General features: G+C 54.5%; 25 protein-coding genes and 1 other RNA gene. 13 read left to right on the top strand and 13 right to left on the bottom strand.

Annotation, left to right across the window (positions count from 1 at the left end; translation table 11 throughout):
* Position 1: 1 nt before the first annotated feature.
* Positions 2 to 457: an Lrp/AsnC family transcriptional regulator gene (locus AB1F12_RS14325; protein WP_368185044.1), complete on the bottom strand. Its 456-nt coding sequence runs from the start codon at positions 455 to 457 to the stop codon at positions 2 to 4.
* A gap of 119 nt (positions 458 to 576) precedes the next feature.
* Between AB1F12_RS14325 and AB1F12_RS14320 the strand changes: the two genes are divergently transcribed.
* Positions 577 to 1,626, top strand: a complete 1,050-nt coding sequence (locus AB1F12_RS14320; RefSeq protein WP_368185043.1) for a Glu/Leu/Phe/Val dehydrogenase — start codon at positions 577 to 579, stop codon at positions 1,624 to 1,626.
* On the opposite strand, the gene AB1F12_RS14315 is transcribed toward AB1F12_RS14320, so the two are convergent.
* From AB1F12_RS14315 to AB1F12_RS14275, 9 genes are all read right to left on the bottom strand, one after another.
* The gene (locus AB1F12_RS14315) at positions 1,623 to 2,633 is read right to left on the bottom strand and encodes an endonuclease/exonuclease/phosphatase family protein (protein ID WP_368185042.1); all 1,011 of its coding nucleotides are present in this window, start codon (positions 2,631 to 2,633) and stop codon (positions 1,623 to 1,625) included. The two genes, AB1F12_RS14320 and AB1F12_RS14315, sit on opposite strands and share 4 nt — an antisense overlap.
* Entirely contained in the window at positions 2,630 to 3,691 is a 1,062-nt protein-coding gene (ugpC, locus tag AB1F12_RS14310) for a sn-glycerol-3-phosphate ABC transporter ATP-binding protein UgpC (RefSeq protein WP_368185041.1), read from the bottom strand. The genes AB1F12_RS14315 and ugpC overlap by 4 nt, the downstream gene beginning before the upstream one ends.
* An 8-nt stretch (positions 3,692 to 3,699) precedes the next feature.
* Complete coding sequence (gene ugpE, locus AB1F12_RS14305) at positions 3,700 to 4,560, bottom strand: sn-glycerol-3-phosphate ABC transporter permease UgpE (protein ID WP_368185040.1); 861 nt, start codon at positions 4,558 to 4,560, stop codon at positions 3,700 to 3,702.
* Between the two features lie 10 nt (positions 4,561 to 4,570).
* Positions 4,571 to 5,452 (bottom strand): ABC transporter permease subunit, encoded by an 882-nt coding sequence (locus tag AB1F12_RS14300; RefSeq protein WP_368185039.1) that lies wholly within the window; start codon positions 5,450 to 5,452, stop codon positions 4,571 to 4,573.
* 65 nt (positions 5,453 to 5,517) lie between these two features.
* The gene (locus AB1F12_RS14295) at positions 5,518 to 6,816 is read right to left on the bottom strand and encodes an extracellular solute-binding protein (RefSeq protein WP_368185038.1); all 1,299 of its coding nucleotides are present in this window, start codon (positions 6,814 to 6,816) and stop codon (positions 5,518 to 5,520) included.
* A 219-nt stretch (positions 6,817 to 7,035) separates the two neighbouring features.
* Positions 7,036 to 8,061: a ribosome small subunit-dependent GTPase A gene (rsgA, locus tag AB1F12_RS14290; protein WP_368185037.1), complete on the bottom strand. Its 1,026-nt coding sequence runs from the start codon at positions 8,059 to 8,061 to the stop codon at positions 7,036 to 7,038.
* A 143-nt stretch (positions 8,062 to 8,204) separates the two neighbouring features.
* Positions 8,205 to 8,303: signal recognition particle sRNA small type (ffs, locus tag AB1F12_RS14285), an RNA gene on the bottom strand.
* 53 nt (positions 8,304 to 8,356) lie between these two features.
* Complete coding sequence (locus AB1F12_RS14280) at positions 8,357 to 8,689, bottom strand: hypothetical protein (RefSeq protein ID WP_368185036.1); 333 nt, start codon at positions 8,687 to 8,689, stop codon at positions 8,357 to 8,359.
* A 40-nt stretch (positions 8,690 to 8,729) separates the two neighbouring features.
* Complete coding sequence (locus AB1F12_RS14275) at positions 8,730 to 10,652, bottom strand: bifunctional 2',3'-cyclic-nucleotide 2'-phosphodiesterase/3'-nucleotidase (RefSeq protein ID WP_368185035.1); 1,923 nt, start codon at positions 10,650 to 10,652, stop codon at positions 8,730 to 8,732.
* A 103-nt stretch (positions 10,653 to 10,755) separates the two neighbouring features.
* On the opposite strand from AB1F12_RS14275, the gene nudC reads away from it, so the two are divergent.
* Positions 10,756 to 11,712: an NAD(+) diphosphatase gene (gene nudC, locus AB1F12_RS14270; protein WP_368185034.1), complete on the top strand. Its 957-nt coding sequence runs from the start codon at positions 10,756 to 10,758 to the stop codon at positions 11,710 to 11,712.
* Between the two features lie 37 nt (positions 11,713 to 11,749).
* Positions 11,750 to 12,208: an SRPBCC family protein gene (locus AB1F12_RS14265; protein ID WP_368185033.1), complete on the top strand. Its 459-nt coding sequence runs from the start codon at positions 11,750 to 11,752 to the stop codon at positions 12,206 to 12,208.
* A 517-nt stretch (positions 12,209 to 12,725) separates the two neighbouring features.
* On the opposite strand, the gene AB1F12_RS14260 is transcribed toward AB1F12_RS14265, so the two are convergent.
* Positions 12,726 to 13,562 carry a prephenate dehydratase gene (locus AB1F12_RS14260; RefSeq protein WP_368185032.1) on the bottom strand — a complete coding sequence of 279 codons (837 nt, stop codon included), beginning with the start codon at positions 13,560 to 13,562 and terminating at the stop codon, positions 12,726 to 12,728.
* A 110-nt stretch (positions 13,563 to 13,672) separates the two neighbouring features.
* On the opposite strand from AB1F12_RS14260, the gene AB1F12_RS14255 reads away from it, so the two are divergent.
* The 5 genes from AB1F12_RS14255 to AB1F12_RS14235 all read left to right on the top strand — a co-directional run bounded on the left by AB1F12_RS14255 (position 13,673) and on the right by AB1F12_RS14235 (position 20,091).
* Positions 13,673 to 14,185 carry a cytochrome c family protein gene (locus AB1F12_RS14255; protein WP_368185031.1) on the top strand — a complete coding sequence of 171 codons (513 nt, stop codon included), beginning with the start codon at positions 13,673 to 13,675 and terminating at the stop codon, positions 14,183 to 14,185.
* 255 nt (positions 14,186 to 14,440) lie between these two features.
* The gene (locus AB1F12_RS14250; protein ID WP_368188381.1) at positions 14,441 to 16,300 is read left to right on the top strand and encodes an extracellular solute-binding protein; all 1,860 of its coding nucleotides are present in this window, start codon (positions 14,441 to 14,443) and stop codon (positions 16,298 to 16,300) included.
* 13 nt (positions 16,301 to 16,313) lie between these two features.
* A complete protein-coding gene (locus AB1F12_RS14245) occupies positions 16,314 to 17,390 on the top strand; it encodes a microcin C ABC transporter permease YejB (protein WP_368185030.1) in 1,077 nt (358 codons plus the stop codon).
* Positions 17,391 to 17,392: 2 nt separating this feature from the next.
* On the top strand, positions 17,393 to 18,496 hold the full coding sequence (locus tag AB1F12_RS14240; protein ID WP_368185029.1) for an ABC transporter permease: 1,104 nt from the start codon (positions 17,393 to 17,395) through the stop codon (positions 18,494 to 18,496).
* A complete protein-coding gene (locus AB1F12_RS14235; protein WP_368185028.1) occupies positions 18,493 to 20,091 on the top strand; it encodes an ABC transporter ATP-binding protein in 1,599 nt (532 codons plus the stop codon). Before AB1F12_RS14240 ends, AB1F12_RS14235 begins: the two co-directional genes overlap by 4 nt.
* Here the strand turns inward: AB1F12_RS14235 and AB1F12_RS14230 are convergent.
* Both AB1F12_RS14230 and AB1F12_RS14225 read right to left on the bottom strand, forming a co-directional pair.
* On the bottom strand, positions 20,078 to 20,764 hold the full coding sequence (locus AB1F12_RS14230) for a fumarylacetoacetate hydrolase family protein (protein ID WP_368185027.1): 687 nt from the start codon (positions 20,762 to 20,764) through the stop codon (positions 20,078 to 20,080). The genes AB1F12_RS14235 and AB1F12_RS14230 overlap by 14 nt on opposite strands.
* A gap of 14 nt (positions 20,765 to 20,778) precedes the next feature.
* Positions 20,779 to 22,131 (bottom strand): serine hydrolase, encoded by a 1,353-nt coding sequence (locus tag AB1F12_RS14225; RefSeq protein ID WP_368188380.1) that lies wholly within the window; start codon positions 22,129 to 22,131, stop codon positions 20,779 to 20,781.
* A 446-nt stretch (positions 22,132 to 22,577) separates the two neighbouring features.
* On the opposite strand from AB1F12_RS14225, the gene clpS reads away from it, so the two are divergent.
* From clpS to AB1F12_RS14200, 5 genes are all read left to right on the top strand, one after another.
* Positions 22,578 to 22,919: an ATP-dependent Clp protease adapter ClpS gene (clpS, locus tag AB1F12_RS14220; protein WP_368185026.1), complete on the top strand. Its 342-nt coding sequence runs from the start codon at positions 22,578 to 22,580 to the stop codon at positions 22,917 to 22,919.
* A 16-nt stretch (positions 22,920 to 22,935) separates the two neighbouring features.
* Positions 22,936 to 23,916: a class I SAM-dependent methyltransferase gene (locus AB1F12_RS14215; RefSeq protein WP_368185025.1), complete on the top strand. Its 981-nt coding sequence runs from the start codon at positions 22,936 to 22,938 to the stop codon at positions 23,914 to 23,916.
* Positions 23,917 to 23,954: 38 nt separating this feature from the next.
* Positions 23,955 to 24,758, top strand: a complete 804-nt coding sequence (locus tag AB1F12_RS14210) for an SDR family NAD(P)-dependent oxidoreductase (RefSeq protein ID WP_368185024.1) — start codon at positions 23,955 to 23,957, stop codon at positions 24,756 to 24,758.
* Between the two features lie 151 nt (positions 24,759 to 24,909).
* A complete protein-coding gene (locus AB1F12_RS14205; RefSeq protein ID WP_368185023.1) occupies positions 24,910 to 25,830 on the top strand; it encodes an ABC transporter ATP-binding protein in 921 nt (306 codons plus the stop codon).
* 2 nt (positions 25,831 to 25,832) lie between these two features.
* Positions 25,833 to 26,594 (top strand): ABC transporter permease, encoded by a 762-nt coding sequence (locus AB1F12_RS14200; protein WP_368185022.1) that lies wholly within the window; start codon positions 25,833 to 25,835, stop codon positions 26,592 to 26,594.
* The last annotated feature ends 6 nt before the right edge of the window (positions 26,595 to 26,600 follow it).

The following is a 26,600-nucleotide window of genomic DNA, read 5'->3' as shown; positions in this document are numbered from 1 at the left end:
TTTACACCCTTGGCAGGGCTTTGCGTTTGATCATGGCCCGCAAGGCAAAGCTTGTGCTCATGGAATTGATGCCCTGAACGCGCATCAAACGATGTTCCAGAAATTCATTGAACCCGGCTAGATCCTTGGCGACGACCTTTAGTAAAATGTCACCAACGCCGCTCATTAAATGGCACTCCATCACTTCGTCAAACACCGAAATTGCGCGTTCAAAGGATTGAACGACATCTGCCGATTGTCGATCCAACCGCACGGAAATGAACGCCGTAACCGGCAGGCCCAGTTTGTCCTGAGACACGTCAGCGCCGTAACCCGTGATGATTTCATTGGTCTCTAACATGGCAACCCGGCGCGCGCAGGGCGTTGCGGTTAGTCCGACCCGATCTGCCAATTCACCGATCTTGATGCGGCCTTCTTCTTGTAGAATCCGCAGAATTTTTTGATCGTAGTCGTCCATTTTTCACCAACATTTATGCGATGGCTTTGGATTATCACCAACTTTGGGTATTTTTTCAACAAAAAACGCCGATAAATGATCCTGACCCTCGATTAAACTCGTTTTAACGGAGGTCTCAGATGAACATTACAAAGCTCGATATTCAAAGTCATGAACAGGTCTATCAGGTCGTTGACGAACAGGTTGGTTTGACGGGGCTGATTGCCCTGCATTCAACCCAGCTTGGCCCGGCGGCGGGTGGATTGCGGATGCGCCCCTATGCGGCCCTGGACGATGCATTGACCGATGTGCTGCGACTGTCCGAAGGCATGACCTATAAAAATGCCGCGGCGGGCCTGCCACTGGGCGGCGGCAAAGCTGTCATCATCGGCAATCCACATACCCAAAAAACGCCGGAATTGCTGCAATCCTTTGGGGCCGCGATTGACACGTTACAGGGCCAATATTGGACCGCCGAAGATATGGGAATGTCGCCGGCCGATATGGCGGTTTTGGCCACCAAAACCAAATTTGTGGCGGGGTTGGCGGATGGTGATTTCGCCAGCGGCGATCCATCCCCCATCACTGCCGCGGGTATTTTCAACGCGGTTAAAACCACACGCCGTCACAAAATGGGCAGCGCAGATTTGACCGATGTTCATGTTGCGGTTCAGGGGTTGGGCAATGTCGGGTTTCACCTGTGTCGATTGCTGCATAACGCGGGCGCAAAACTAAGCGTGACCGACGTCAACGCCCCCACAATTCAGCACGCGGTTGATGAATTCGGGGCGGTCGCCGTGGGTTTGGATGACATTTATTCTGTGGCCGCTGATGTGTTTGCGCCCTGCGCGATTGGTGGCATTCTGACGGCAGACATTGTCGAAAAGCTGCGTGTAACGGTGGTTGCGGGCGGTGCAAACAACCAGCTGGCCACCGATGAACAGGCAGATCAGCTGCATGCGCGTGGGATTCTCTATGCGCCTGATTTTGTTGCAAATGGTGGCGGGATCATCAACGTGGCAACCGAAATTCTGCAAATTTCTGATCAGGCGCCGTGGGTTGCGCAGCGGCTTGAAACCTTGGATGCGACGATGGACGGAATCCTGTCCAACGCCGCCCAAGCAGATGTCAGCCCGCACCGCGTTGCCCTGCAAACCGTAATGCAAAGCTTGGACGCAAAGGCGGCCTAATCCGCGACGTTATAATATGCGCAGATCAGCTCGTGATCCGATAACGGTGTGCCATCGGGTTCGAGCGCTGGAATGATCGATGTGGGGGTCATTGTGCCGCCCCGGATGGCAAACCAATCGAGCTTCATTGCGCGATCTGGATGCAATGTCAGCAGGCTTTTGCGGGTGGTCATCCCGTCCGCATTGGCCTGCCAGTCATAGCCATGGCGCTGTGCCGCGGCAAACAGGGTTTCCTGGGTCCAGTCCGCATTTGGCAGGTGGTTTCCAGTGTTCAGATCCCCCCCGATCACCACCGGCAATCCCGGCGCAAAGGCGTCAATCGCCGCCATCAGCCTATCCATTTGGCTTTGGCGTCCTGCGGCGCCAGAATTGCTTTCGAAATGGGTGGAAACCACGCAGATTTTTCCGGCGTCGCAGGGCAAAATTGCCGCCACTGCCATGCGTCCGCCAATGCGCGGTTGATCCAGGTCCGCACCGGTATCTGAGCAAAACCAATGACCGTGATCGTCAAGTCGGATTAACGCCACTGCGTCCGGGGCCACGCGGGATAATATCCCGTTTCCGTGAAATCCCAGCGCGTTGAAATCGTCAGCACAATAAGGGCGCTCGGTCGGTCCGCCCAAACCCATTTCGAAAAACTCAACGCCGTAGGTGTATTGCATGCCCAATGCGTCGGCGACCTCGGCGATTGTGTTGCGTTGACCGGTGCGGGCCATGCCGTTGTCCATTTCTGACAACAAGACAACATCTGGGTTTTGAGCGCGCAACAGGTCCGCGGTTCCCAATGGGTTGAGGCACCTTTCAACATTCCATGCGGCGATGTTCAGGCTGTTTGGCAATACCACTTTGTCGGCACGCCCACCGGTTTCCAGACAGTTCAACGCCTTGACACGATTGAACAGGGATCGGTGAATTTCGGCTGTGCGGTCGGCGGCCAGAATGTCGGCCTTTTGTGTCGCAGTGACGGGGGGTAATTGGGGGCAGGTGGCCGTTTCGTAAAGCTTCATGCTGTCACCCGTTGACCTGTTTCTGCATCAAAGAAATGCAAATCGCGTTCTGACAATTGAACAAAGAGTTCACCCGAGGGCAGGGCCGCATCATGGGGCATCAACACGGTGAAATTCGCACCGGCCATCTGGCCATGGATCAGACGCATTGCGCCCAATTCTTCGACGTAGTCCAAGGTAAAGGGCACGCAAAGCGGATTGGTTTCGTTGGTCAATTGGACCGTTTCCGCACGCACGCCCAGCGTGAATTTTCCAGATAAGTCAGGGCGTTGTAGCCCGGTTATGGGGGTGTCCTGCAATGTGACGTGGCCGTTGGTGACAGCGCAATCCAGCAGGTTCATGGGGGGGGCACCCATAAAGTTGGCAACAAAGGTGGTGGCCGGGGAATGATAGATTTCCTGGGGCGTGCCGATCTGTTCGATGCGGCCTTTGGACAGAACCACAATCCGGTCGGCCATGGTCATCGCCTCGACTTGGTCATGGGTGACATACACGGATGTGGTGCCCAATTCGCGCTGCAGGCGGCGGATTTCGATCCGCATCTGGTTGCGCAATTTGGCGTCCAAATTCGACAGGGGTTCATCAAACAGAAACAGGGCGGGCGAGCGCACGATGGCGCGCCCCATGGCGACACGCTGACGCTGGCCACCGGACAATTGCGACGGCTTGCGATCCAGAAATTCGTCCAAGTTCAACAGATCAGCGGCCTTGCGCACGGCCGCGTCGATGTCAGATTTGGATGTGCCACGATTGCGCAGGCCATAGGCCATGTTTTTATAGACGCTCATATGCGGATAAAGCGCGTAATTCTGGAACACCATCGCGATGTTGCGGTCCGCCGGATCGACGCCGTTCATTTCGCGATCTGCGATGCGCAATGTGCCTTCGGTGATGTCTTCTAGGCCGGCGATCATGCGCAGCAACGTGGATTTGCCACAGCCGGACGGGCCGACCAGCACGACAAATTCGCCATCGGCGATGTCAAAACTGGACGGGGTCAGGGCTTCGGCGCCATTGGGATAGATTTTGCGGATTTCGGATAAGGATACGTTGGCCATCAGAGCCTCTATTTGTCGGAATCGACCAGGCCCTTTACGAACCAGGACTGGAAAAAGATGACGATCAACACCGGGGGCAGCATTGCCAAAATGGCCAAGGCCATGGCGACGCCAAATTCCGGGATGGTGTTGCCATCTGTGAATGAGAACATGATTTGTTTGATCCCACGGACCAGTGTGAACAGGCCTTCTTCGGTGGTGATCAGGGTCGGCCAAAGGTATTGGTTCCAGCCGTAAACAAACATGATGATGAAAATCGCCGCAATCATGGTGCGCGACAGCGGCACGATGATGTCGATGAAAAATTTCACCGGACCTGCGCCATCAATCCGGGCCGCTTCGACCAGCTCTTCTGGGATAGAACGGAAAAACTGACGAAAGAAAAACGTGCCGGTGGCCGAGGCGATCAAAGGGATGATCAGGCCGGTATAGGTGTTCACCAGACCCATTTGTTGGGTGATTTCATAGGATGGCAGGATGCGTACCTCTAGCGGTAGCAGCAGCGTGGTAAAGATCACCCAAAACGCTGGCACGGCAAACCGGAACCGGAAATACACGATGGCATAGGCGGCCATCATTGAAATCACGATTTTACCCAGCGCAAAGCCGATGCCTAAAATGAACGAATTTTTCAGCATCACCCAGCCATTGATCGTGCCGGTAAAGCCAGAGGTTTCGTTCAGGGCGTTGTTCCAGTTTTGCACGAATTTGTCGCCCCAGCCAAATTGCAGGCCGGTTTTGGCGATCTCAATGTCGTCATAGCTTGAGGTCAGAAAAACCAGCAGCACCGGTCCGACCATGAATATTGCGCCCAAAATCAGGATCGTGTGATCCATGGCGACGCTCCATTTGAAAGGTTTGCGTGTCATTTGGACGCCCTTATGTATAGTGAATTCGCCGGTCGATCAGGCGGAATTGGAAAATGGTCAGCGCCAGAACCAGCACCATCAGGATCACGGATTGCGCCGAAGAACCGCCCAGATCGCTGCCACGGAACCCGTCCACATATACCTTATAAACAAGGGTCATGGGGTTGTTTCCGGGTTCACCACGCACGATCGTGTCGACAATGCCAAATGTGTCAAACAGTGCGTAGGTGATGTTGGTGATCAGCAGGAAAAAACCGGTTGGGGCCAGCAGCGGAAAGGTCACGGTCCAGAACCGGCTGGCGCTGGAACGGTTGTCGATCATCGCGGCTTCTTGGACGGCTCTGGGCACGCTTTGCAGGCCTGACAGGAAAAAGATGAAATTCACCGGCACCTGTTTCCAAACGGCGGTTAGGATCATCGCAAAGGCCGTGTCGTTGAAATTCACACCAACCACGTAATCATAGCCAAAAAACGCAGCTAAATCCGTGAATTGGCCAAATCGCTGATGGGTGAACATCACGCCCAGAAATCCCGCAACAGGGGGGGCGATGGCATAGACCCACATCAACAGCGTTTTATAGGTGCTGGCGCCGCGAATGACTTTGTCGGCTTTGGCGGCCAGCAACAGGGCCAGACCCAGCGACAGGAACGTGACAAGCACCGTAAAGACCAAAGTGAACCGCGCCACGCGCATATATTCAGAGGATGAAAACAGCTGCCAATAGTTTTCCCAACCCACAAAGGTTGAGCCGAACCCAAACGGGTCCTCTAGGTAAAACGACGTTCTAATCGCCTCAAGTGCGGGCCAGTAGAAAAAGACGACGATGATAGAAAGTTGAGGCAGCAGCAGAAGGAACGGCATCCAAGGGCTGGCAAATCCGGCGCGCTTCATTTTGGTCTCCTAAAATAAAAACTGGCGACCGTTTGGGCGGCCGCCAGTTCCGGATGTTTCAGATCTTAGTTTTGTGTCTGAGCGAAACGGGCCAACAGGGCGTTAGCTTCGGTTTCGATGTTGGCGAATGCATCCTCAACCGAGGTTTCACCGGTCATGATGCGGCCGTATTCACGGTTCATCACGTCGCGGATTTGCACGTAGAACCCCATGCGATATCCGCGGGTCCATTCGCCTGCTTCCAAAGAAAGCTGCTGAATGCCCACTTCGGCAGCGGGGAAACGGTCATAGTGGCCGTCTGCCTTGGCTGTGTCATAGGCGGCGTTGGTGATTGGCACGTAACCTGTGGACTGGTGCCACTGATACTGAACATCCTCGGATGTCAGAAAGCTAAAGAAAGCAGCGGTTGCGGCGTTTTCTTCGGCAGATTTACCGGACATCGCAAACAGAGCCGCGCCACCGATAAATGTTTGGGTTGGTTGCGTTGTCACACCTTCCCAATAGGGCAGAAGCGTCGCTGAGAATGGGAAGTCGACCTTTTGTACCAGGCCACCAAAAGACCCAGAAGAGCCAAGCCACATAGCAACTTCACCGTTTTCAAATGGTGTCGCATTGTCGCCCCAGCCGGTGCCGTAATAGCCTGCCAGACCCGTGTCGACCCAGCCTTTGAACGCTGTGAAATGGTCGCGGATTTCTGGCTGGTTGATCAGGATTTGTGCGTCTGCACCATCATAACCGTTATTGTTGGTCGCAAATTGCAGGTTGTGACGCGAAAAGAAGTTTTCGGTGAAAATCCAAGGCATGTGCGACTGAGACAAGGGGGTATATCCCGCGTCTTTCAGGGCTGGCGCCGTGACAGTTTGGAATTCTTCCCATGTGACGGGCGCTGTGACGCCGGCCGCATCCAATGCGTCCTGGTTGTAGTACAGGATCGGCGTGGACGAGTTGAACGGCATGCCGATCATTTTGCCATCAGCGTCTGCGTAGAAATAACGCACGCCGGCAATGTAGTCATTGATGTCAAAGTCATAGCCGTTGTCAGACAGCAGGTCCTGAACCGGGACAGTTGCGCCTTGGGCTGCGATCACAGTGGCCGCGCCTGCATCAAAAACCTGCATGATGTTTGGCTGTTCACCGGCGCGGAACGCCGCGATGCCAGCTGTCAGGGTTTCTTCGTATGTGCCTTTGAACACAGGAACGATCGAATATTCGTCTTGTGATGCGTTAAAATCGGCAGCGATCTGGTTTACGGTTTCACCCAGCTGGCCGGACATTGCGTGCCACCAAGTGATTTCAGTTTCCGCAAATGCAGCGCCAGCCACAAAAGACAGGGCAGCGCCAAGGGCGAAGGTACGAGCAGTCATGCTATGTTTCCTTGTTGATTTGTCACAGGCCCTGCTTGAAGCAGCGCCAATGGCAGCCGATTAATGAAGGAAGACGACACATTTGCTACATGCGCTTGAAGTGTTTGTAACCGCGGTGAAACGGAATTGTGACGGGTGGTCGGTAAGTGGTTGTGAAATAACAAAAAACGGCCACGCATTTCTGCGCAGCCGTTCTGTTCTGCCGTTAAGGAAGGTTAATCAGTTCCCGCGTTTCTGGCGCCCTTTGGCACGTCCCTGATCGTATTTTTTCTCAGTTTGACGGGCGCGGGCGTGTTTTTGGGCGATTGTTGCGCTGTTATGGCGGTCTTCTGCCTCTAGCTTTTGCCACCGTTCTAATCGATCCGGGTCCAAGTCCCCGGATGCGATGGCCGCGCGAATGGCACAGCCCGGTTCGCTTTCATGAGCGCAATCGTTGAATTTGCATTCGGTGGCCAGTTCGGCCAGATCGGAAAACACCTGATCGATGCCCTCCGACGCGTCCGTCAGACGCAATTCGCGCATGCCGGGCGTGTCAATCAGCCACCCCCCGGTTTGGGTTTTACGCAAAAACCGCGCGGTGGTGGTGTGGCGGCCTTTGGCGTCATCCTGTCGAATGTCCGCCGTGGCATGAACCACCCCGGTCAGGCGGTTTTGCAACGTGGTTTTTCCCACACCGGATGACCCAACCAAAGCCAGCGTTTTGCCGTTTGAACACCACGGAGCCAATCGTTCGGCATCCTCAACGTCTTTGGCATTCAGCGCGATGGCGGTGATCAGCGGTGACAGGCGTTCGGCCTGACGCACAAAGGAAGTTGGATCGTCGCATTGATCGGCCTTGGTCAGGATAATCAACGGCAAACAGCCGCCGGTTTCTGCCAAAGCCAGATATCGTTCCAGCCGGGCGATGTTGAAATCCGCATTGCAGCTGGTGACGATCCCCAATGTGTCGACATTGGCGGCGATCAATTGCGTATAGGCCACTTCTCCGGCGGCCCGGCGTGACAATTCGGTCAACCGGTCCAATCTGCGTGTCGCAGCGCCCGCATCAGCCAAAACCCAATCGCCAACGGCGTAGTTTCCGGCTGATTCTGGCATGGATAGTTTGAGGGTCCCGCGCGGGGTGATGGCCTCGATGATGGATCTATGCACGGCGGATACGCGTGCAGGTTCACCAATGTCGTCATCCGTCAATTGGCGTGAAAAATGGGGCGACCATCCAAGGTCGTCTAAAGTCGTGTCAGTCAATGTTCTAAATCCCGATACACGTGGAAATGTCCTGTTTTCGCAGGAAAACAGCGTTCATCACGGTCGGGCGTCGGATGGCTCAGGCCAAACGCGCCCGGAAGGATACTACAATCTTCATGTATGACCTCCTCGGGGCAAGTGTTAGGTGAGAGGCTGGACATCGACCCAAGCGGGGCTCGTTGTGGCTGCTTCCTTCCGGACCTGACCAGGTTGGCGAGGCGCTCGCCCGCGCCAACCTCTCACCGCTCATATAGGCCCCATCGTGCTGTGGTGCAAGCCTAGTTGCGAATGATATCTAAGGGCCGCCGGGGCAAATCAGTTTGGTATAGACGCCATAACAGGTCATTTCGCGGCCAAATCCGGATGCATCAACCTGCAAAAACACATGGCGATCCTGATAGGTCACATCCATCGCAGAGCGCGCCAACCGGGCGCAGGCATTTGCATCCGATTTACAGGCAGCCAATAGCAGCAGCGCCGCGGGGTCAGACACTTGATCCAATTGACCGTCTTGGACCGCCTTTTGCAGCAGCGTACCGATTTGCGCCTCCAGGTTTTCCTCAGAAGGTTTGGTGAGATAGGCCGCGAGAAGGGCGAATATGATCAGTGACAACAATAAGCGAAACATGGCGGGTCCGGTTTGGTTAAAAATCGCGCTATGCTTGGCATTATGAGGGATCGAAATCCAGTTCAAACATCTCAAACCCATTTAGCCCAGTGCCCAGATGGCGTGAATGGGCTGGATAGGTATGGGCACAGGCGCCGGGACCCGTGCGGAAAATCGCCTTGGTGTTGGGGAGGGTGGCGAACCGCCAGATCTGCGGCGCATGAGGGGTGATCGACGGGCGGTCGCGGATATAGTCGATCAGGATGTCCCGGCTATTGGTTGGGATATTCCCGATCAACTTTGCGCTGATCGCTGACTGAAATTTGCCACCGCCACCCGCACGATAAGAATTGCTGACAACCAAGAAATGTTGGTCCGGCTCAATCAAGGTGCCGTGATACCGAATATCAGAAACGCGTTGGGCCTGCGGATTCATCAATTCGCCATCCACGTTATAACGGGGGGGCTGTGTTGGATCGATTTGATAGGTCAACCCTTGTAGCACATCAAAACAATAGCTCGGGGCGCGGAAATCCAAAAGGTTTTGGGTCACTTCACCGGGCTCAATTTTGCAAAATGCGGCGGCAGATCGTTCCAGCCAATCGATCACCTGCAGGCCCGAAATATCGAGTATGCACAATGTGTTCGGGAAAGGATAAAGCTCTGCTGCGCTGCGCAATGTCAAAGGACCGGCCGGAATATCAATGTAGTTTTCCGGCCCGGCGCGGCCCCCGGCCTTAAACGGGGCCATGGCGGACAATATCGGGCGATCGTCAAATTCGGTCCCCCGCAATTGTTTGATAGCAAATTCACGCTGAGCATCGGCCAGAATTTGCAAACAAGCATCAGGCGCAACCATGGAAAAGTAACTGTGCAGATCACCAGTGGTGACGCCAATGGGGCGGCGAATATGGGACAGCGTTGCCTGATGCGCATGGTTGATTTTGCTGAGCAACTGATCGTCCGGGGCGGTCCGCAAGGCGGTTGCTTTGCCCTCAGCTTTGACCAGAACCGGTTCTGCGCGGCTGGTATGCCCCATGATTTGCCATGTGTCATTGTCATGCAACATCGTCAGGTCGATCACGCCCAGATGCGAACCATAGAACCCGGCCATGACGGTTGGTTTGCCATGTAGGGTGCCAGCTTGGGGGTCGATCACGCTGGATGCGGCGATTTCGGGACCCGGAAAAACCATATGGGTATGACCCGCCAGAACCACGTCGATCCCTTCGATGGCAGCCAGAGGAACGGCGGCGTTTTCCATGCCAATTGTGTGACTTTCGGGGCCAATTCCGGAATGGCACAGCGCAATTACAATATCCGCGCCGGCTTCTTTTAGCTTGGGGACATATTTCAGCGCCGAAATCACGATATCGGTGGTCTCAACCCGTCCATGCAGCAGATGTCGGTCCCATTGGGTCAATTGCGGCGGGGCAAATCCGATGACGCCAATGCGCAATTTTTGCAACGACCCGTCATTCATCACCATTTCGCGTTCGATCAAGGCAAATGGCGGCACCAAAGGTTCGTCTTCTGCCTCGTTGTTGTGACCACGACGGGTGACGTTGCACGACACCAAAGGAAAATCAGCCTCACTGAGGGCGAGGTCCAAAAAATCGAGCCCATAGTTAAATTCGTGATTGCCCAATGTGCCCGCGTCGTAACGCAGCGTGTTCATGGCTGAAATGGCTGGATGCGGTTTGCCTTTGCCGAACAGTTTATGGGCAGCGATCACATCAGAGAGCGGGTTGCCCTGTAGAAAATCACCATTGTCGAGCAACACTGAATTTGCCACCTCAGCCCGCATTTCGCGCAACAGGCCTGCGGTTTGGGTCAGCCCGACCCGTTGGGATGGGCGATCTCGAAAATAATCATAGGGGATCAGATGCACATGCAGATCGGTCGTCGCGAATATCCGCAACTGGCTCTGTTGGCGTTCAACCGACGTTTTATGAGGCCCGAGTTGGAGCAATTGGCAGTTCATCCCTCCTGAAAGCGCCATTCAACCTTAGCGAGTATCGCCTTGAATTTCAATTTCTTCTGCATCACTGATGAGCCAAACGAAAGCTTTAGTTTTTGGGTGACCCATGAAAATTGCCGAAACTGTGACTTTTGGGGGCGTCGGATATGATCGCGCTGCCCATATCCGCGATGATGATGCTGCGCTTGCGCAGGTACAGAAATCCGGCGATTCGCGGGCGATTGTGCTTTGGCGGGGCAAATTGTTGATGGATGAAACCGGATTGGTGCGCGTAAAGCTGGACCATCCCGCCCTGACCGATTGCCGTCATGCCCCGTTGTTTTTGGGAAACACCCCGGTGCCAATGTTTGCAATGGACATATCCGATTGGACGCCTGACACCGTGGACGAAACCGAACTGGCTGCCTTTCTTGATCTGTCCGAACAGGTGCATCCCTTGTTTCCCGACGGGTCCGGGTTTCGGGAATTGCGCGCCAACATGACGGCGTTGTCCCCGCTTGATGGCGAACTTGCCGCGACATCAAAGGCGGTGCTGAGTTGGCACAAAAGCCACCGGTTCTGTTCAAATTGCGGTGTCGAAAGTGTGATGGCCAAAGGCGGGTGGCAACGCAATTGCCCGTCCTGTGATACCCCCCATTTCCCACGCACGGACCCGGTTGTTATCATGCTGATAACGAACGGTAATTCTGTTCTGATGGGGCGATCCCCCGGCTGGCCAGAGGGCATGTTTTCCCTGTTGGCCGGATTTGTGGAACCCGGTGAAACCATCGAGGCCGCCGTGCGCCGCGAAGTGTTTGAAGAGGTCGGCGTTCGGGTCGGCGCGGTGGAATATTTGGCCAGTCAGCCCTGGGCCTTTCCGTCATCCCTGATGATCGGCTGCGCGGGTGTCGCCACCAGCACAGAGATCACGATCGACCCCAAAGAAATCGAAACCGCATTCTGGGCCAGCCGAGAACGGGTTATGGATGCGATGGCGGGCAATGATCCGGAAATGCTTCCGGCCAGAGAAGGTGCAATTGCACATTTTCTGTTGCTGAACTGGCTTGCAGATCGGCTGGATTGAAGCGACATTGGGCTGAGGCATCAAAAAGGCAAAAAACATGAAATTCTCTTCTCGTGAAGATATTGAGGCACCGATTGAATATGTTTTTGATCAGGTGACCGATTTCCCCACATTTGAGAGAGCCGCGATGCGCCGTGGTGCAGATGTTACACAAGTCGCCGGCAAAGGCGCCGCTGCGGTTGGGTCTGTTTGGGATGTTTCGTTTGAATTTCGCGGTAAGCCGCGCAAAATTAAGGCAGAAATCACAGAAATGGATCACCCAAACGGATATAAGGCGCACAGCACTTACACCGGATTGGTTGGCACGTTTGAGCTGGAATTGGTGCCACTGTCGCCCAATCGCACACGTCTGGCCGTATCGCTAGAGCTGGAACCCCAAGGGCTGTCTGCACGTCTGATGTTGCAATCCCTGAAACTGGCCAAGGCGTCCCTGACACGTCGTTTCAAACTGCGCATTGCTGATTTCGCCGAAACGATCCAGTCCCGATATTCTTAAGTGGTGCCTGTCAGGGCTGAATGAAATTGCTGGTTTTCAGACTGGAACCAGCAGGGCAAATAAAAGTGCAACGATCCATTGACCGTTATGCGACTTTTCCCCCGTTCATGGTGCGGGAAAAAAGGTTAAAGTCGTAAACCAAACAGCGCCAAGTGCGCTCAGCGAAAATAACATGAGAGATATGATAAACGAAGCCCATCTTGCTGCTTTTGAGCGCTGTAATGTCGCCCACTCCCCCATCTCCATTGACTCAGCTATATCCCTTTGAAGCTTGAAGTACGCATCTTTTTCCGGTTCGGGCAATTTCAGCTGAGCGTGACTGAAGCCGACTAACGTTCCGAAAAACAGGGCCCCTAAAAGGCAAAGGCACAAAGCAAGGGCGGGGGGCATTACAATTCCTACTTGACCAGCTGTACTGCCTTCGGAAGCTACGTTACCAAGCCGTATCAGGTCAAGTTTGGTCCCAAATCGGACATCTGGGGAGCGTTACGTTGGGATGCCCAGGGTGGCCCGAATATTATTCGTGCCGTCGGCGTGCTGCGGGGAAAACACCCAAAAGCTTGATATGATCGGTGAAATAATCCAGCTCTTCCATCGCCAATTGCACGTTGCGATCGTCGGGGTGGCCTTCGATTTCTGCGTAAAACTGCGTTGCGGAAAAATGGCCGCCGACCATGTAGCTTTCTAGTTTGGTCATGTTGATGCCATTTGTGGCGAATCCACCCATCGCTTTGTACAGCGCGGCCGGAATGTTGCGCACGCGGAACACAAAGGCGGTCATCATGCCAGCTTTGCCGCGACGGGTCAGATCTGGATCCCGTGCCATGATCAGGAAACGGGTGGTGTTGCGATCGTGGTCTTCGATGTGACGTGCCAGAATGGACAGGCCGTAAATATCGGCCGCCAATTCAGACGCCAGCGCGGCGCGGGTTGGATCGCCACCCTGGGCCACTTCGCGGGCGGCGCGGGCATTGTCAGATGTCGACACCCCAGAAATCGCGTTTTCGCGCAAAAAATCAGCGCATTGCGGCAGGATGACCGGGTGACCATGGGCCTCTTTGATTTGGTCCAGACGCGATCCGGGGATGCCCAGCAGGTTGATATGCACGCGGATGAACACTTCGTCGATGATGTTCAGCCCACTGCCCGGCAACAGGGAATGCACATCCGCCACGCGCCCATAAGTGGAGTTTTCGACCGCGATCATCCCCAGATCAGCATCCCCGCGGCGCACAGATTCGATGGCATCATCAAAGGACGCACAGGGCAAAGGCTCAAAATTTGGACGGGCTTCGACACAGGCCTGATGTCCGTAGGCCCCCATTTCACCTTGAAAAGCTATCTTTCCAGTCATCTTTTTTCCCCTTCACGCCAAAATGGGCATTTGGTCGCGCTGCTACACCTTGCAAGAGCAGTGGGGAAGCGGATACACACCCCTCAACACTGATCTAAATGGAACGCGACATGTTCGACACAATGACCCTGACTAAGGCATCTGCCGGTATTATTGCCACGTTTCTGGTATTTCTTCTCGGCAAATGGGCCGCAGAAAGCATTTATCACACAGCTGGCCATGGTGATCACCCCGGATACGTAATTGAAGTTGCTCAAGCGGGTGGCGAAGATGTTGTCGTCGACGAAGGCCCCGCCTTTGAAGAAGTATACGCATCCGCCGATGCAGCCGCCGGCGAAGGCCAATGGCGCAGCTGCCGGTCATGCCATTCGATTGAAGAAGGCGTAAACGGTACTGGTCCTTCGCTGTACGGTGTCGTTGGCCGACAAGCAGGCGGCGTAGCAGAATTCAGCTACAAAGGCACATTTGACGGAATCGTTGATGTCTGGACCCCAGAATTGTTGAATGCATTCCTAGAAAGCCCCAAAGGTCTGATCCCAGATACAGGCATGTCCTTTAACGGTATGCGCAAAATCGAAGACCGGGCGAACCTGATCGCCTATCTCGACAGCCTTGACGACTAAGCCGTTCTAATCGAATTAAAACAGGCCGTTCCATTGGAGCGGCCTTTTTTGTTGCGCAACACCCACCGAACGGTGCGATCACGCCGTGTTCACGGATTCTCAACTTGAATGTTGCGGCCAGCGGCCTTTAGCTAGACGTTAACGAAATTCGGACAATTTGAAGTAATTCTTCGAAATCAGGAGTGCGCCATGACGACGACCATGCCCCGACGATCCCCCAAAGCCGCTATTGCCGCGACCACGGCACCTATTTCCATGCTGAAATATGGATTGTTGGGGGGCGGTTTGATTGCAGGCGCTATCTGGGCCGGGCAGGGTTTGGCAGATAGCCACGAAAACATCACCATCAGCCACGGGTTTTCGAATTTTGGGGAATTGAAATACGACCAAGGTTTCACCCATCTGGATTACGTCAATGTTGATGCACCCAAAGGGGGCGAAATCAGCATTTGGGCGCAGGGCACATTCGACAGCTTTAACCCATATGCACGCCAAGGTGTGGCCGCCGCTCAGGTGACGCTGTTATTCGAAAGCATTCTGGTCGGCACCGCGGATGATCCCTATGGCAGCTACTGCTATCTGTGCACCACCATGGAATATCCTGACAGCTTGGATTGGGTGATCTTCAATCTGCGCGATGATGTGACGTTTTCCGATGGTCGGCCTTTTTCTGCAGAAGATGTCAAATTCACCTTTGATCTGTTCATGGAACAAGGCATCGCCGAATATCGCAACGCCTATGGTGGGTTTATCGAATCCGTTGATGTGCTGGACACGCACCGGATCAAGTTTACGTTTACAGAACAGGCGTCACGCCGCGACGTGATTGGTTTCGCCGGGGGCACGCAGGCGTTTTCAAAGTCTTGGTTCGAAGAAACCGGCGCGCGGATTGATGAAAGTGCTGACACGCCATATCTGGGGACCGGGCCATATGTTCTGGAAAGCTTTGATATCAATCGGCAATTGATCTATCGCGCGAACCCGGATTTCTGGGGTGCGGACCACCCGATGAATGTGGGGCAAAACAATTTTGATGCGATCCGCGTGGAATATTACGCTGATAGCGATGCTGCATTTCAGGGGTTCACGGGGGGCGATTACACGTTCCGCAGTGAAAATTCGTCCAAGAAATGGGCAACTGCCTATGAATTTCCAGCCGTTGAAAATGAATGGGTAAATGTCGAAGAATTGCCAGATGGCACGATTGGATATGCACAGGCCTTTGTGTTTAATCTGCGCGATGAACGCTGGCAGGATCCAAATGTCCGCGAAGCGATCCGGCTTGGCTTTAACTTTGAATGGTCCAATGAAACCTTGTTTTATGGGCTTTATTCACGGGTAAATTCGTTCTGGGAAAATTCCGAACTAGAAGCGACAGGCACACCGTCTGAGAGCGAAGTGGCGCTGTTGCAGCCTTTGGTCGATGATGGCCTGTTGGATGCGTCCATCCTGACGGATGAGGCCGTGATGTCGCCCACATCCGGCACATCACTGGCGGATCGGCGTAATCTGCGCCGCGCCGCGCAATTGCTGGACGAAGCCGGTTGGATTTCAGGTGATGACGGCATTCGTCGCAAAGATGGCGAAGAACTGACCGTGGTGATCCTGCAACGCAGCCCTGCATTCGACCGGATCGTGAATCCATATGTGGAAAACCTGCAACGTCTTGGCGTTCAGGCAACGTTGGAACGGGTTGATAATTCGGAATATATCGAACGCCGCCGGTCGGCTGATTACGACTTGGTCAATCACGGGTTTTCCATGGGCTATGAACCGGGCAATGGCCTGCGCCAATGGTACGGATCAGAAACAGCCGAGGATAGCAGCCGCAATCTGATGGGTCTGCGCAGCGAAGCCGTGGATCGATTGATCAATGTGGTGATCGAGGCCGAGAATTTGGAAGATATGACCACGGCCACCCATGCTTTGGACCGGGTTTTGCGTGCCGAAGGGTTCTGGGTGCCGCAATGGTTCAAAGAGGTGCATACCGTCGCCTATTATGACCAATACCGTTATCCTGATCCGTTGCCACCCTTGTCACGGGGCGAGCTGAGCTTTTGGTGGTATGACGCAGAGGCGGGCGCTGCGCTGCAGGCCGCTGGCGCGCTGCGCTAAGGGGATCTGAACCGTGGGAGCCTATATTCTTCGCCGCCTATTGCTGGTCATTCCGACCTTGCTGGGCATCATGATTGTCAACTTTGCGTTGATCCAATTTGTGCCCGGCGGGCCGATCGAACAGATCATTGCCCGCCTAGAAGGCGGCGGCGACGTGTTTGAAAGCATTTCAGGCAGCGGGTCTGAATTGGCAGAGACCGGTGACAGCGATAATTATCTTGGATCGCGCGGCCTGCCGGATGATTTCATCGAACAGCTAGAAAAAGAGTTCGGCTTTGACAAACCACCGGTCGAACGGTTCCTGAATATGATGTGGGATTACATTCGGTTTGATTTTGGTGACAGCTATTTCCGCAATATTTCCGTTGTAGAACTGGTGGTTGAAAAAATGCCGGTATCGATCACATTGGGGCTTTGGTCGACTTTGCTGGCCTATATGATTTCGATCCCCTTGGGCATCAAAAAGGCGATCCGCGATGGGTCCCGGTTTGACACTTGGACAAGCGGTGCGATCATTGTCGGTTATGCGATCCCCGGCTTTTTGTTCGCAGTGCTGTTGATCGTGCTGTTCGCGGGCGGGTCCTATTGGCGGCTCTTTCCGCTGCGCGGCCTCACGTCTGACAATTTCGCTGATCTCAGTCTCATCGGCAAAGTGCTCGATTATTTCTGGCACATCGCATTGCCCGTGCTGGCGTCGACGATTTCGGCCTTTGCCACATTGACGCTGCTGACCAAAAATTCGTTTCTGGACGAGATCAAAAAACAATACGTTACCACCGCCAAGGCCAAAGGCCTGTCAGAACAAAAAGTGCTGTATGGCCACGTGTTTCGCAATGCGATGCTGATCGTGATTTCGGGATTTCCGGCGCTGTTTATCGGGGTGTTTTTTGGCGGGTCCTTGATCATCGAAACCTTGTTCAGCCTTGATGGATTGGGCCGATTGGGGTTTGAGGCCGCCGTCGCGCGGGACTATCCGGTGGTGTTTGGCACCTTGTTTACGTTTTCGTTGATCGGGTTGGTTGTCGGGATCATCACTGATCTGACCTATGTGATGATCGATCCGCGAATTGATTTCGAAGGGAGGGGCTGATCATGCGTTTATCCCCCCTTAACCAACGTCGTCTGAGCAATTTCAAACGCAACCGCCGCGCTGTTTGGTCACTGTGGATATTCATCGTGCTGTTCGGGCTTAGCCTGTTTGCCGAATTTATCGCCAATGACAAACCTATACTTGTGTCCTATCGCGGCGAATTGCGGATGCCGATTTTCAACTTCTATTCAGAACGTGATTTCGGCGGGGACTTCCCGTCCGAGGCCGCCTATCAAGACATCGAAGTCCAATGCCTGATCGCCACCGGTGGCTTGGTCGATTGTTTTGATGCACCAGAAGAGTTCATCGCCATGGCCGAGCAGGGCATAGATGATCCTGATTTCCACAAAGGCTGGTCCATCTGGCCCATTATTCCCTATTCATTCAACACGATTGTGGATGTCGGTGGCGTGGCACCATCGCCCCCGACCAATCAAAACTGGTTGGGCACAGATGACACCAAACGCGATGTGACCGCGCGAGTGATTTATGGCTTTCGCCTGTCGATCTTCTTTGCATTGACTGTGACGTTTTTCGCGTCATTGATTGGGATCGTCGCAGGGGCGGTGCAGGGCTATTTTGGCGGTTGGGTCGATCTGGTGTTCCAACGCGTGATCGAAGTCTGGACCGGCATTCCGTCGCTATATGTCATCATCATCGTCTTTGCCATTTTGGGGCGAAGTTACGGATTGCTGGTGTTTTTGACCGTTCTGTTCGGCTGGCCAGCATTGGTTGGGCTTGTGCGGGCTGAATTTTTGCGGGCGCGCAACTTTGAATATATCCGCGCCGCCAAGGCGCTGGGGGTCAGTGACCGCACCATCATGATCCGTCATATGCTGCCCAACGCGATGGTTGCGACGGTGACCATGTTACCGTTTCTGATCACGGGCGGGATTTCGACCCTCGCGGGACTTGATTTTCTGGGCTACGGATTGCCGTCATCGGCCCCGTCGTTGGGGGAAATGTCGTTGCAGGCCAAACAGAACCTTCAGGCCCCATGGCTGGGTTTTACGGCCTTCTTTACCTTTGCTGTCATGCTGTCGCTGCTGGTCTTTATCTTCGAAGGTGTGCGCGATGCATTTGATCCAAGAAAGACCTTCTCATGAGCCTGTTGAAGGTGAAAAACCTGAACGTTCGGTTCCGCCAAGACGGCGAAACCACCCATGCTGTGCGCGGTTTGTCCTTTGACGTGGCCAAAGGCGAAACCGTCGCGCTGGTCGGCGAAAGCGGGTCGGGCAAATCGGTCACTGCCTTGTCGACGGTAAACCTGTTGGGTGACAGCGCATATATCGACGGGTCCATCACCTATGGTGGGCGTGAAATGGTCGGCGCCCGCGAAACAGAATTGCAGGCCGTGCGCGGCAATGACATCAGCTTTATCTTTCAAGAACCGATGACGTCGCTGAACCCGCTGCACACGCTGGAAAAACAGCTGTCGGAATCGATTGAGCTGCATCAGGGCCTGCGCGGCGAAGCTGTGCGGACCCGGATCGTTGAATTGCTGACCAAAGTGGGCATTCGCGACCCCGAAAGTCGCCTGAATTCCTATCCGCACCAATTGTCGGGGGGGCAGCGTCAGCGGGTCATGATCGCGATGGCGCTGGCCAATGGTCCCGAATTGCTGGTGGCGGATGAACCGACCACAGCGCTGGATGTGACCATTCAGGCGCAAATTCTGGATCTGTTGGCGGATCTGAAAACCTCCGAAGGCATGAGCCTGCTGTTCATCACCCATGATCTGACCATTGTGCGCAAAATCGCGGATCGGGTCTGTGTGATGAAGGATGGAGAAATCGTCGAAACCGGGAAAACGTCGGAAATTTTTGACAATCCGCGCCATCCATACACGCAGATGTTGTTGGCCGCCGAAAGCACGGGAACACCTGCACCTGTGCCTGGCGGTGCCGCCGAAATCGTGTCGACTGAAAACTTGAAAATCTGGTTCCCAATCCATCGCGGATTGCTGCGGCGGACCGTTGGATATGTCAAAGCGGTGAATGACGCCACACTGTCGGTGCGGGCCGGGGAAACGCTGGGCGTGGTGGGCGAAAGCGGGTCGGGCAAAACCACATTGGCGTTGGCGATCATGCGTTTGATCCACTCAGAAGGCGGGATCGAATTTCAGGATCAACAGATCAAAGATCTGACACCCCGCCAAATGCGGCCGCTGCGTGGTGATATGCAAATCGTGTTTCAGGACCCGTTTGGATCGTTGTCGCCGCGCATGACCGTTGCCGAAATCATCGCCGAAGGTTTGGCCGTGCATGGCATTGCCGATAAGGCGGACAAACGTGTTCTGGTGTCGGAAATCATGACCGAAGTTGGGTTGGACCCCGCCGTGATGGATCGCTATCCGCATGAATTTTCAGGCGGGCAACGGCAACGGATCGCGATTGCACGGGCGATGATCTTGCGCCCGAAATTGCTGGTTCTGGATGAACCGACATCGGCGTTGGATATGACAGTGCAGGTTCAGATTGTGGAATTGCTGCGTGAATTGCAGCAGAAACACCAGCTAGCCTATCTGTTTATTTCCCATGACCTAAAGGTCGTGCGCGCCCTGAGCCACAAAGTGATGGTGATGAAACAGGGTGATGTCGTCGAAGCGGGGCCCGTGGATCAGATTTTTGATGCGCCTCAGACCGAATATACACGGCAATTGATGGCCGCAGCGTTTGAAGGGCGGTCTAGCGAAACGTAACCGATGCAGGGGCAAGCCCGTCGATGTCCACATCACAGGTTTGCCCTGACTGGATCGGTCCAACGCCAGCGGGTGTGCCGGTCATGATCAGATCACCGGGCGCCAGGTCGACCAATCCCGACAGATAGCTGATCACATCCGCAGTCGGCCAAATCATCCGTGACAGGTCGCTGTCCTGACGCAATTCATTGTCGACATGACATGTGATGCGCCCCGCATTTAAATGCCCAACCTGAGAAACAGGGGCCGCAGTTCCGATCACGGCGGAACGGTCAAACCCCTTGGCCATGTCCCATGGACGGCGCTGCTCTTTTGCTTTGGATTGAATGTCACGGCGGGTCAGATCATTGCCCGCCGCATAGCCCCAAACATGGCTTAGCGCGTTTTCCACAGCGATATCGCTGCCAGATTTCCCAATGATCACAACCAATTCCGCCTCGTGATGCAGGTTTTGCGTGGCCTTGGGAAACGGGATTTCTGATCCGGATCGCACAATGGCATCGCCCGGTTTGGTAAAGAAGAACGGCGGCTCGGCTGGGTCATTGCCCATTTCAATCGCATGTTCAGAATAGTTTCGCCCGACGCAAAAAATGCGCCGGACGGGGAGGTAAACATCAGATTGTGTGGTCGGCAAAACGGGTGCCGAAGGCGTGTGAAATGCAAGTTGTGCCATGATCTGGCCTTTGATTATGAATCAGGTCCGATCATAAAGCATGTCGTTCCACGGGCTTGCAATCGACGGCACGCTAGTTCAGCAGTTTCGCGGTTTAGCCCCATGAAATTTGCATCATGTCCACGTGCAGATGACGACACGCGGCGCAGTGATCCGTCTAGTGTGCTCATTTCATTTAGGGCAACACGCAGCAAAACCCGTTCCGCCTGATAGCGGGTGGTGTAGCGCCCGACATTGATGCCCCAATGGCGTCCACCAGAGGATGAAACGCGGGTGACAATTTCTGGCGCAACCTCTGCAGGTGGCGGCGGCGTGGCGACGGCGGCCATCACCAGATTTTCGGGCCGCGCCTGCGGTTGAATCTGGGCGGGTGCCTGTGCCTGTGTGGGGACCTGTGCGGGGGCTTCTGCCAATGGTGTTTCCATCGCTTCTTGGAGGATATCGGCCGATACCATGACCACAGGCGGCTGTGTCGGCGTTCGCATTTGTGGTCGCAATGATCGGCTAACGGCGCCGCTGACCCTGACGACACGCGGTCCGGCTCCGGGTTCATTGCCGCGATAGGCCGGTCTGGATGGAGGGCGGAACGCGACGCGGGTGGGGGCGCGGCTAAACCCCATATCCAATAGTTCCGCAACGCGGGCGTTGCGGTTGGCGGTGGAGGAGCCGCCAAAAACGGTTGCAATAATGCGTTCTGATCCACGTTCGGCAGAGGCAACCAAATTGAAACCAGCGGCGCGTGTATAGCCTGTCTTGATCCCGTCAGCGCCTTGATATGCATTCAGAAAACGGCGGTTGGTGTTGTTGACGGTGCGGATACCCGCATCGGCAGAACGACGCGAAAAGATGTTATAATATTGCGGCCAGTCATAAATCATGTGCCGCCCCAAAATGGACATATCGCGGGCCGTGGACATATGGCCAACTTCGGTCAAACCGTGGGCGTTTTTGAATTGGGTGCGTGTCATCCCCATCGCGGCCGCGGTACGATTCATGCGGCGGGCAAAGGCGGCTTCGGACCCGGAAATCGTAATGCCAATCGCGGTGGCTGCGTCATTGGCGGATTTCACGGCCGCCGCGCGGATCAAATAGCGGAACCGGATTTGTTGCCCTGCCTGAAGCCCCAGCTTGGACGGAGGTTCAGCCGCGGCGGCACGGGGAATGGTCACCATCGTGTCCAGTCCGATTTCGCCACGTTCCACCGCTTCGAATGCAATGTAGAGCGTCATCATTTTGGTCAATGACGCGGGATGCAATTGTGTGTCTGCATTGCGAGAATGCAAAACCTCGCCGCTGCGGGCATCCATGACCAATGCCGCATATGGTGCGGCACGGCTGGCCAATGGCGCAAGCGCGGCCAATAGCATTACGCATAGCAATAGCATCCCGGTTCGGGCGGGATTCCCTAAACGACTGTACACGTCGTGAGCCTCTCGATGTTCTGCCTCATGGGTGCCGGTTTTTTTGGTGGCACCTCAAATTATGAAATCACCCTAGCACGGGTATGGGCATCTTAAAAATACCTTATTTTCAATGGTATGAAGTGTGTCTTTCATGCAAGGCAATCCAGATATAGCGGCGTATTCCAAAATTGTCGCTAGATAGAGGGGCAGGGCAATCTGATTGCCCCAATTGATTAAGAAAGGTTTAAGGAAATTGTGGGACTTAGACGGTCAGAAAAGGCAGTGTCGCACGTGGCGGTGATATCAAATGTGTGACTTTTACCATGATAACGCGCGGTTGGGGTTTTCATAATCCTGAACTCTCTTATATTACAGACCCGGTGGCAGAATGACAAAAGGTCAGAATCCAGATGTTGGCTGATTTCTATATGATGGCAGATCGCGAAGATGACGGGATTGATGAACCGGGTCTGGCGCTGAAAACACGCCCCAAGACCAAACGTCCGCCAATGTACAAGGTTATGATATTAAACGACGATTTCACACCGATGGAATTCGTCGTCATGGTGTTGGAACGGTTTTTTGGCCTGACACATGCGCAATCGTTCGAACTGATGCTGACGGTTCACAAAAAAGGCGTTGCCGTTGTCGGGGTGTTCAGCCATGAGATTGCAGAAACCAAAGTCGCGCAAGTGATGGGTTTCGCACAGCGTCACCAGCACCCGCTGCAATGCACCATGGAAAAGGAATAGGCGCCAGACGCCGCTCATGTCCAAAAATTCACGTCTACAAACAGCGCTCGATCAGGGCGCTTTCGAGTTTTCAGGCCCCATTGCGGTGCTGCGTCCCCCTGCGGATTATGACCTGCCGGTCGCGCCAGATCAGGTGTTGATCGAACATACGTTCAAACCCGATTGCGATGCATGGGACCGGCGTGGATATCAGGTGATGCCCAAAGCGTCACCTGCCGAGGCGATGATTGTGGTGCTGCCACGGGCCAAAGCGTTGGCACGTGATATGGTGGCACGGGCCTGCAACCTGTCCAGTGGGATCGTGATCATTGATGGTCAAAAAACCGACGGCGCTGATGCGGTATTCAAGGAATGTCGCAAACGGCTGGGCGATTTGCCATCCATTCCCAAGGCACATGGGCGGCTGTTCTGGTTTGACGCGGATGCCGCCAAAGGCAAGTTTGACGACTGGCTGGTCCCTGACCCGGCGCGTGGCGATCATGGCTATTACACGACGGCTGGGGTATTTTCGGATGGTCAGGTTGATCGCGGGTCGGCTTTGTTGGTGGATGCGTTGCCGCCCAAATTGTTCGGCCGTGTCGCAGATCTGGGTGCGGGCTGGGGCTATCTTAGCCTTGCTGCGCTGAAGTATGAAAAGGTAAAATCCGTTGATCTGGTCGAAGCAGAAGCGCTGGCCCTGGATTGCGCGCGTTTGAACGTGACCGATGAACGGGCGCATTTTCATTGGGCGGATGCCACCACATTTGCCCCGTCTGACCCCTACGATACGATCATCTGTAACCCGCCGTTTCACACATCCCGCGCGGCTGATCCGGCGTTAGGTCGGGCGTTTATTGCGGCGGCGGCTCGGATGTTGAAACCGTCTGGGCATCTGTGGCTGGTTGCCAATCGGCATCTGCCTTACGAACGTCATCTCAAAGATACTTTCCGCAACGGAGAAGAACTTTATGGGGATAATTCCTTTAAGCTTTTCCATGCCTCTCGCCCCAAACGCTAGAATCGCATAGCGTCTGATCTGGGTCACAGGAGAAACACATGTCCTTTTCCATCGCAGGTAAAACCGCCATCGTCACTGGGGCTGCAAATGGCGTGGGGCTGGCCATCGGACGGCATTTTGTTCGGGCTGGGGCCAATGTGGTGTTTGCCGATATGGACGAACCCAACCTGCAAAAAGAAGTGGGCGAAGATGCCGCCGCAGAGGCGCGTATGCAAGTTTTCGCAGGGGATTTGCGGGAAAAGCTGACATTGGCGAACCTGTTATCCGCGACGATTGACGCGTTTGAACGGGTGGATATTCTGGTGAATGCGTCACGTCAGGTGGTTATGTCTGATCCGTTGAATGCGGATGATGACGCGGTCACAACCCTGCTGAACCAAAACCTGATCACATCCTTGCGGCTGTCGCAATTGGTGGCAAAACGCATGATCAAACAAGCCGAAGGTCAGACCGAAGGACAGGTCGGGTCGATTATCAATCTCAGCTCTATTGCGGCGCGGCGCACCCATCCTGAATTGTTGGCATATTCCGTCTCAACCGCCGCATTGGATCAAATGACCCGGTCCTTGGCGGTGGCTTTGGCTCCGCATCGGATTCGGGTCAACGCCGTTGCGTTTGGGTCCGTCATGAGCGCCAGCCTAAAAGGCGCGTTGCGCGAAACTGAAGGGCTGCGGGAATGCATCATTGAATCCACGCCTTTGTCTCGGATCGCCAAACCCACCGAAGTGTCTGATGCCGTGCAATATCTGGCCAGCGACGCGTCCAGCTTTGTGACGGGGCAGATCGTAACCGTGGATGGCGGGCGCAGCTTGATCGATCCGGTATCCCGTCCAGCCCACTAATCTGGCTCACTAATCGGGGCCCCAAATTGATCGGCAGATCGCGGTCAGTGGCGTCAATCTATACAATTTAGCATGGCTTGTGTGCATTGGTGTTGATGGACAATCCCAAGGTGAACGCTAATGTGCCCTGACCATTTTTCAGGGAATTAACATGGCACCCATTGTATCGGTCCGTAATCTGACCAAACGTTATCCGGGCGGGTTTGAGGCGCTCAAATCTGTGAACCTCGACATCGAAGAAGGTGAAATTATTGCGTTGCTCGGGCCAAATGGTGCGGGGAAAACAACCCTGATTTCAACGATTTGCGGTATTACCAAGGCCACAGATGGCACAATCAGCGTCGGCGGGCATGACACCGAAACCGATTTTCGCGCTGCACGTGACTTGATTGGGCTGGTGCCACAGGAAATCAATCTGGAGCCGTTCGAAACCGTGATCAACACCGTGCGGTTTTCGCGAGGGTTGTTCGGGAAAAAACGCGACGATGCGTTTTTGGATCAGGTTCTGGGGCAGCTGTCGTTGGGCGATAAACGCACAGCCAAAATCATGATGCTGTCGGGCGGAATGAAACGCCGTGTGCTGATCGCCAAGGCGCTGTCGCATTCGCCGCGCGTTCTGTTTTTGGACGAACCCAGTGCCGGTGTGGATGTCGAGTTGCGCAAAAGCATGTGGGAAACCGTGGCCGAGCTTAAAAAGCAGGGGGTCACGATCATCCTGACGACGCATTACATCGAAGAAGCCGAAGCCATGGCCGACCGGATTGCCGTGATCAACAACGGTGAAATCCTGTTGGTTGAGGAAAAAGACGCGTTGATGCGCCGGATGGGGCAAAAACAGCTGTCGATTGAACTGACCGAACGTTTGGACGCCCTGCCAGAGAGTTTGTCAGAGTATAATCTGGCGCTGGGGGATCAGGGAAATCAGTTGATTTACACCTATGACACCACGGCAGAACGCACCGGGATTACCGCGTTGTTGTCTGATCTGCAAAAGGCCGGATTACATCTGCGCGACCTCAGCACAGAACAAAGTTCGCTCGAAGAAATCTTTGTTGGACTTGTAGGAGAATGAGTATGAACACGCAGGCGATTGCATCTATCTACCGGTTTGAAATGGCACGGTTTTTCCGCACCCTTATGCAAAGCTTTCTGTCGCCGGTGATTTCGACCGCGCTCTATTTTGTGGTGTTTGGGGCGGCGATTGGGTCGCGCATCGACCAAGTGGACGGCATCCCCTATGGGGCGTTTATTGTGCCCGGTTTGATCATGTTGTCATCCATGACGCAGGCCACATCAAACGCCTCTTTTGGGATTTATTTCCCGAAATTCATCGGCACGTTTTCAGAATTGCTATCTGCGCCGGTGAATTTTCTGGAAATCACCATTGGATATGTGGGCGCGGCGGCCACCAAAGCATTGTTCATCGGAGTGATCATTCTGGCGACGGCGTTTTTGTTCGTGGATTTGCAAATCCAGCACCCGTTTGCGATGCTCGCCTTCTTGGTTCTGACCTGTCTCAGCTTTTCACTGCTTGGGTTTATCATCGGTATTTGGGCTGGCAATTTTGAACAATTGCAGCTGATCCCATTGCTGGTGATCACGCCGCTCGTGTTTTTGGGCGGGTCGTTTTATTCGATCTCAATGTTGCCGCCCATCTGGCAGACAATCACGCTGTTTAACCCGGTTGTGTACCTTGTTTCCGGGTTCCGCTGGTCGTTTTTTGGGCAGGCAGATGTGCCAATCGCGCTTAGCCTGGGGGCGATTGGATTGTTCACACTCATCTGTCTTGGCGTGATCTGGTGGATTTTCCGAACCGGCTGGCGCGTCCGCCAATAAGCGCGA

Source organism: Aestuariibius sp. HNIBRBA575, assembly GCF_040932005.1.
Lineage (GTDB): Bacteria > Pseudomonadota > Alphaproteobacteria > Rhodobacterales > Rhodobacteraceae > CANLNM01.
This window is presented reverse-complemented; position numbering and strand designations above follow the sequence as displayed.

Excerpts from the sequence above, each read along its gene's own strand:
- AB1F12_RS14265 (WP_368185033.1), top strand. The coding sequence starts at position 11,750 with ATGAAATTCTCTTCTCGTGAAGATATTGAGGCACCGATTGAATATGTT.
- AB1F12_RS14210 (WP_368185024.1), top strand. The coding sequence starts at position 23,955 with ATGTCCTTTTCCATCGCAGGTAAAACCGCCATCGTCACTGGGGCTGCA.
- AB1F12_RS14300 (WP_368185039.1), bottom strand. The coding sequence starts at position 5,452 with ATGAAGCGCGCCGGATTTGCCAGCCCTTGGATGCCGTTCCTTCTGCTG.
- AB1F12_RS14240 (WP_368185029.1), top strand. The coding sequence starts at position 17,393 with ATGCGTTTATCCCCCCTTAACCAACGTCGTCTGAGCAATTTCAAACGC.
- AB1F12_RS14250 (WP_368188381.1), top strand. The coding sequence starts at position 14,441 with ATGCTGAAATATGGATTGTTGGGGGGCGGTTTGATTGCAGGCGCTATC.
- AB1F12_RS14280 (WP_368185036.1), bottom strand. The coding sequence starts at position 8,689 with ATGTTTCGCTTATTGTTGTCACTGATCATATTCGCCCTTCTCGCGGCC.
- AB1F12_RS14225 (WP_368188380.1), bottom strand. The coding sequence starts at position 22,131 with ATGCTATTGGCCGCGCTTGCGCCATTGGCCAGCCGTGCCGCACCATAT.
- AB1F12_RS14255 (WP_368185031.1), top strand. The coding sequence starts at position 13,673 with ATGTTCGACACAATGACCCTGACTAAGGCATCTGCCGGTATTATTGCC.
- AB1F12_RS14200 (WP_368185022.1), top strand. The coding sequence starts at position 25,833 with ATGAACACGCAGGCGATTGCATCTATCTACCGGTTTGAAATGGCACGG.
- AB1F12_RS14315 (WP_368185042.1), bottom strand. The coding sequence starts at position 2,633 with ATGAAGCTTTACGAAACGGCCACCTGCCCCCAATTACCCCCCGTCACT.
- nudC (WP_368185034.1), top strand. The coding sequence starts at position 10,756 with ATGAAAATTGCCGAAACTGTGACTTTTGGGGGCGTCGGATATGATCGC.
- AB1F12_RS14215 (WP_368185025.1), top strand. The coding sequence starts at position 22,936 with ATGTCCAAAAATTCACGTCTACAAACAGCGCTCGATCAGGGCGCTTTC.
- AB1F12_RS14275 (WP_368185035.1), bottom strand. The coding sequence starts at position 10,652 with ATGAACTGCCAATTGCTCCAACTCGGGCCTCATAAAACGTCGGTTGAA.
- AB1F12_RS14205 (WP_368185023.1), top strand. The coding sequence starts at position 24,910 with ATGGCACCCATTGTATCGGTCCGTAATCTGACCAAACGTTATCCGGGC.
- AB1F12_RS14325 (WP_368185044.1), bottom strand. The coding sequence starts at position 457 with ATGGACGACTACGATCAAAAAATTCTGCGGATTCTACAAGAAGAAGGC.
- AB1F12_RS14320 (WP_368185043.1), top strand. The coding sequence starts at position 577 with ATGAACATTACAAAGCTCGATATTCAAAGTCATGAACAGGTCTATCAG.
- AB1F12_RS14295 (WP_368185038.1), bottom strand. The coding sequence starts at position 6,816 with ATGACTGCTCGTACCTTCGCCCTTGGCGCTGCCCTGTCTTTTGTGGCT.
- AB1F12_RS14230 (WP_368185027.1), bottom strand. The coding sequence starts at position 20,764 with ATGGCACAACTTGCATTTCACACGCCTTCGGCACCCGTTTTGCCGACC.
- AB1F12_RS14235 (WP_368185028.1), top strand. The coding sequence starts at position 18,493 with ATGAGCCTGTTGAAGGTGAAAAACCTGAACGTTCGGTTCCGCCAAGAC.
- ugpC (WP_368185041.1), bottom strand. The coding sequence starts at position 3,691 with ATGGCCAACGTATCCTTATCCGAAATCCGCAAAATCTATCCCAATGGC.
- clpS (WP_368185026.1), top strand. The coding sequence starts at position 22,578 with ATGTTGGCTGATTTCTATATGATGGCAGATCGCGAAGATGACGGGATT.
- ugpE (WP_368185040.1), bottom strand. The coding sequence starts at position 4,560 with ATGACACGCAAACCTTTCAAATGGAGCGTCGCCATGGATCACACGATC.
- AB1F12_RS14260 (WP_368185032.1), bottom strand. The coding sequence starts at position 13,562 with ATGACTGGAAAGATAGCTTTTCAAGGTGAAATGGGGGCCTACGGACAT.